Annotated in this window: 4 protein-coding genes; all 4 read right to left on the reverse strand. The window is 60.0% G+C overall.

The annotated features are described in order from the left end of the window. A partial coding sequence (locus IBX54_RS12405; RefSeq protein WP_296542966.1) for a phenylacetate--CoA ligase family protein occupies positions 1-1256 on the reverse strand: 1256 nt, incomplete at its 3' end. 129 nt (positions 1257-1385) lie between these two features. Next, positions 1386-2198, reverse strand: coding sequence for an ABC transporter ATP-binding protein (locus IBX54_RS12410; protein WP_296542967.1), 813 nt, complete (start codon positions 2196-2198; stop codon positions 1386-1388). Between the two features lie 231 nt (positions 2199-2429). Next, a complete protein-coding gene (locus IBX54_RS12415) occupies positions 2430-3746 on the reverse strand; it encodes an ABC transporter substrate-binding protein (protein ID WP_296542968.1) in 1317 nt (438 codons plus the stop codon). 64 nt (positions 3747-3810) lie between these two features. Next, entirely contained in the window at positions 3811-4887 is a 1077-nt protein-coding gene (locus tag IBX54_RS12420; protein ID WP_296542969.1) for a branched-chain amino acid ABC transporter permease, read from the reverse strand. Positions 4888-5052: the final 165 nt, after the last annotated feature.

Here is a 5052-nt window from a genome sequence, read left to right on the forward strand (position 1 = left end):
TACTGGTAGCTGCGCGCGTCCTCGATCACCTTGCCGTCGTTGGGCAGGCTGCCGGGCAGCACCACTTCGACCTGGCCACGCAGCTTGGTCACGTCGCGAATGGCTTCCATCACTTTGGCTGCCAGGCTGTCTGGGCCGCTGCATGCGGTTTCGACCTGGAGCGTCATCTGGTCGTTGGCCATTTCGCCGCTTACCACCAGCCGCGCCTTGGTGATCTCGGGGAAACGCTTGGCAATGGTGGCCACCTGGCCGGGGTGCACAAACATGCCGCGAATCTTGGTGGTCTGGTCGGCGCGGCCCATCCAGCCCTTGATGCGCACATTGGTGCGCCCGGTCGGGCAAGGGCCTGGCAGCACGGCAGAGAGGTCGCCGGTGCCAAAACGGATCAGCGGGTAGGTGGGGTTGAGGGTGGTCACCACCACCTCGCCCACTTCGCCCGGCGCCACCGGGTCGCCGGTGCCGGGGCGCACAATTTCGAGCAGCACGCCTTCGTCAATCACCAGGCCTTCGCGCGCCGAGGTCTCGTACGCAATCGAGCCCACATCAGCCGTGGCATAGCACTGGTAACCGGCAACGCCGTGTGCGCTGAACCAGTCGCGCAGGCTCGGCGGGAAGGCCTCGCCACCAAACATGGCCTTGGTCAGGCTGGGCAGCGCCACACCCATCTCGGCGGCCTTTTCCAGGATGATTTTCAGAAAGCTGGGCGTGCCAATATAGCCCGCGGGTTGCAGCTCGGCCATGGCCTGCACCTGCTGCTCGGTCTGGCCGGTGCCGCCCGGGAACACGGTGCAGCCCAGCGCGTGGGCGCCGGTTTCCATCATCGAGCCGGCCGGCACAAAGTGGTAGCTGAAGCTGTTGTGAATCAGCTCGCCCCGGCGAAAGCCGGCGGCAAAAATGGCGCGCGCCATGCGCCAGTAGTCTTTGACCGTGCCTTCGGGCTCATAAATGGGGCCCGGGCTGGCAAACACGCGCAGCAAATCAGGGCCAAAACCGCTGGCGCTAAACCCCCCAAACACGCTGCCACCCCGGCTGCGGCTGCGCAACTGCAATTCGAGCAATTCATGCTTGCGCGTGACCGGCAAGCTGGCCAGCGCCGCCCGGCTGATGACTTCGGCGGGATTGACGTCTTTGAGAATCTCGGCGAAGGCTGGTGAGCCCAGTTTGGCGTGCGCTACCTGCAGCGGCAAGGCTGCCAGCAAAGCTGCTTCGCGCACCGCGGGCTCGCGCGTTTCCAATGCATCAAAATAATCGCTCATGTTTGTGTTCCTGAAAAACCAATATTCACGCCAGGAGAGTGTTTCGAGCCGTCATCGCGAGGAGCGCAGCGACGTGGAGATCCATGTATTTGAAGTCATGGATTGCCGCGCTGCGCTCGCAATGACGGTTTAAGCCAGCCAGCGCTTGCGGCGCTTGTAGCTCTTGACATCCTTGAAGCTCTTGCGCTCGCCGCCGCCCATACCCAGGTAAAACTCTTTCACGTCTTCGTTGTTGGCCAGGTCGCTGGCCTCGCCATCCATCACGACACGGCCCGACTCCATGATGTAGCCGTAGTCGGCGTATTTGAGGGCCATGTTGGTGTTTTGCTCGGCCAGCAAAAAGGTCACCTTTTCACGTGTATTGAGGTCTTTCACAATGTCAAAAACCTCCTGCACGATCTGCGGCGCCAGCCCCATGGAGGGCTCATCGAGCAACACCATGCTGGGGTTGGTCATGAGTGCGCGGCCAATGGCGCACATTTGTTGCTCGCCGCCCGAGGTGTAAGCGGCCTGGCTGGTGCGGCGGGTTTTCAGGCGCGGGAAGTAGGTATAAACCTTGTCCAGGTTGGCGGCAATTTCGCCTTTATCCTTGCGGGTGTAGCTGCCGGTGAGCAGGTTTTCCTCGATGGTCAGGTGGGCAAAACAATGGCGCCCCTCCATGACCTGCACCACGCCGCGCTGCACCAGGTCGGCCGGCGACAGGTTCTCGATGCGCTCGCCACGCAGCTCGATCGAGCCCTTGGTGACCTCGCCACGCTCGCCGCGCAGCAGGTTGGACACCGCCCGCAGCGTGGTGGTTTTGCCGGCGCCGTTGCCACCCAGAATGGCCACGATCTTGCCTTCGGGCACATTCAGGGACACGCCCTTGAGCACCAGAATGACGTGGTTGTAAATGACCTCGATGCCATTGACGTTGAGAACGATGTTTGTAGCTTCACTCATAGTGATATTTCCATGTAACTCGATTTGTTGCTGTGTGAAGATAGCCCAACCAATTGAAAAAGCAGGCAAGTCACTTTTTCAGTTGCCGACTCGTGTGAGTCGCCGAATTTGTCACCGTCATTGCGAGCGCAGCGCGGCAATCCATGAAGTCCTGGACTGCCGCGTCGCTGACGCTCCTCGCAGTGACGAAGATGACACTGCTGACAATGACACCTTCTCTCACCGCAAAGATCAGGACTGGCAATCTGCCGGCGTGCGCGGTGTCAGCTTTTTGTCGGCCGCGTATTTGGCGGCCGTGGCCTTGACGAGCGGCTTCAGGATTTGCTCATCAGCCTGCAGCCAGTCGGACGAGAACGCCCACTTTTTGCCATCCCAAGTATGGATGCGGGCCCAGTTGGCGCCCATGTGGTCGGCGCAGGTGGTCTGCACCGGGCGCATGACACCGGCAAAGCCCAGGTCGTCGAGCTTTTTCTGGTCGAGCGCCAGGTTTTCATAACCCCAGCGCGCCTGTTCGCCCGACACCCACTTGCCCTTGCCATAGCGCTCCTGCGCGCTGCGCACACCTTCTACCGCAAACATGGCGCTGATGGCACCACGCATGTAAAGCACCGAACCCACTTCTTCCTTGGGGCCGGTACCCTGACCCTTGTCGTGCAACTTGGTCAGGATTTCCTTGACCACGGCCGAGCCATGTTCAGCGCCGTGCTGCATGGTGACCGCGTTGTAGCCCTTGGCGCCTTCGCCCACGTCTTTCACGTCAGGCTCGGCACCCGACCACCAGACACCGTACATTTTTTCGCGCGGGTAGCCTGTGGCTTGCGCTTCCTTGAGCGAGGTGGAGTTCATCACACCCCAGCCCCACAGAAGCACATAGTCAGGGCGGGCCTGGCGTATTTGCAGCCAGGTGGCTTTTTGCTCTACACCAGGGTGGGCCACCGGCAGCAATTGCAGGTTGAAACCGTGCATGGCGGCGCGCTCCTGCAGCAGGGAAATGGGCTCTTTGCCATAGGGCGAGTCGTGATAGACCAGGGCAATTTTCTTGCCTTTGAGCTTGTCGAGCCCGCCTTCTTTTTTGGCGATGGTTTGCACCAGCACGTCAGCGGCCAGCCAATAGGTGCCGGCAATCGGGAAGTTCCATTTGAAGACCAGACCGTCCTGGCTTTCGCTGCGACCATAACCCGCCGTGATCAACGGAATCTTGTCAACCGGGGCTTTTTCGGTCAGCGCAAAAGTGATACCGGTGGACAGCGGCTGGAACACGGTGGCGCCGCCGTGTTTGCCTTTCAGGCGCTCGTAGCATTCGACACCACGGTCGGTGGCATAGCCGGTTTCGCACTCTTCATAAATGATCTTGACACCATTGATGCCGCCGCGGGCGTTGACCAGTTTGAGGTAATCAGAGTAGCCGTTGGCCCATGGCACGCCGTTGGGGGCGTAGGCACCGGTACGGTACGGCAGGCCGGGGAAAAACTGTTCCTTGGCCTGGGCAAACGCCGTGGCGCCCACCGAGGTCATGAGAGCCGCTAACGCAATATGTTTGATTTTCATGCAAGTCTCCTGGATGTAATGCACCGAAGTGCTTTGGTTAACGAAAACGAATCAACGCGGTGAATCAGTGGGGGAATGGCCACAGACGCAGCTTCTGCTTGCCCGTGGACCACAGTTTGGCGAGCCCGTGCGGCTCCACGATCAGGAACCAGACAATCAGCGCGCCAAATATCATCAATTCCGTGTGCGAGATGCCCGAGGTCGAAATCTCGACCCCCACCAGGCCACCCACAAGCGGCAGGAACTGGTTCAGGAAAATCGGCAGAACCACAATGAAGCCGGCGCCAAAAAAACTGCCCATGATGGAGCCCATGCCGCCAATGATCACCATGAACAGCAACTTGAACGACAAATCGACCGAGAACGCGGCAGGCTCCCAGGCGCTCAGGTAAACAAAGCCCCACAAGGCCCCGGCCACGCCAATGATGAACGAGCTCACCGCGAATGCGCTGAGCTTGGCGTACATGGGACGGATGCCGATCACCGCGGCGGCCACGTCCATGTCGCGAATGGCCATCCATTCCCGGCCAATGGCACTGCGCACCAGGTTTTTGGACAACAAGGCAATCACCACCAGGATGGACAGGCAAAACAGGTACTTGGAGATCGGGCTCTCGATCGGGAAACCGAACACCTGCAGGTTGGCCACCTGCACCGAGCCCGACGGCGCGTCATTGGTAAACCACTTGATGCGCAAAAACATCCAGTCGCTGAAAAACTGCGCCGCCAGCGTGGCCACCGCCAGATACAAGCCCTTGACGCGCAAGCTGGGCAGACCGAACAAGATGCCGAACGCCGACGCGCAGATGCCGCCCAAAAGCAGCGCCAGCAGCACCGGCATGCCGTCAATGCGGACAAAGAAATTAAAGGCAGCATAAGCCCCCACCGCCATGAAAGCGCCGGAGCCGAGTGAAATCTGGCCGCAGTACCCGACCAGAATGTTCACCCCCAGCGCCGCCAGCGACATGATGACAAACGGAATCAGAATGGCCCGGAACATGTACTCGCTGGTGATCATGGGCACCACCAGAAACGCGGCCGCGATCAGCAACAGCACCGCCACACGGTCTTGCGTGATTGGAAAAATCTGCTGGTCCGCCCGGTAGGTGGTTTTGAATTGGCCGTTTTCTCTGTAAAACATATGCTTCTTTACTGGTCGATTTAACGTATGGGGGTCGTCATTGCGAGCGAAGTGACGCAATCCATGACCCCGGACTGCCTGGACTGCCGCGCTTCGCTTTCCATGAACATCCCCGTCATTGCGAACGAAGTGACGCAATCCATGCCCCCGGAAGTCATGGATCGC

The sequence above is a fragment of the Rhodoferax sp. genome, from assembly GCF_014859475.1.
Lineage (GTDB): Bacteria > Pseudomonadota > Gammaproteobacteria > Burkholderiales > Burkholderiaceae_C > Rhodoferax.

Bases quoted from the DNA above. Each gene is read 5' to 3' on its own strand.
- IBX54_RS12410 (WP_296542967.1), bottom strand. From the start codon at position 2,198: ATGAGTGAAGCTACAAACATCGTTCTCAACGTCAATGGCATCGAGGTC.
- IBX54_RS12420 (WP_296542969.1), bottom strand. From the start codon at position 4,887: ATGTTTTACAGAGAAAACGGCCAATTCAAAACCACCTACCGGGCGGAC.
- IBX54_RS12415 (WP_296542968.1), bottom strand. From the start codon at position 3,746: ATGAAAATCAAACATATTGCGTTAGCGGCTCTCATGACCTCGGTGGGC.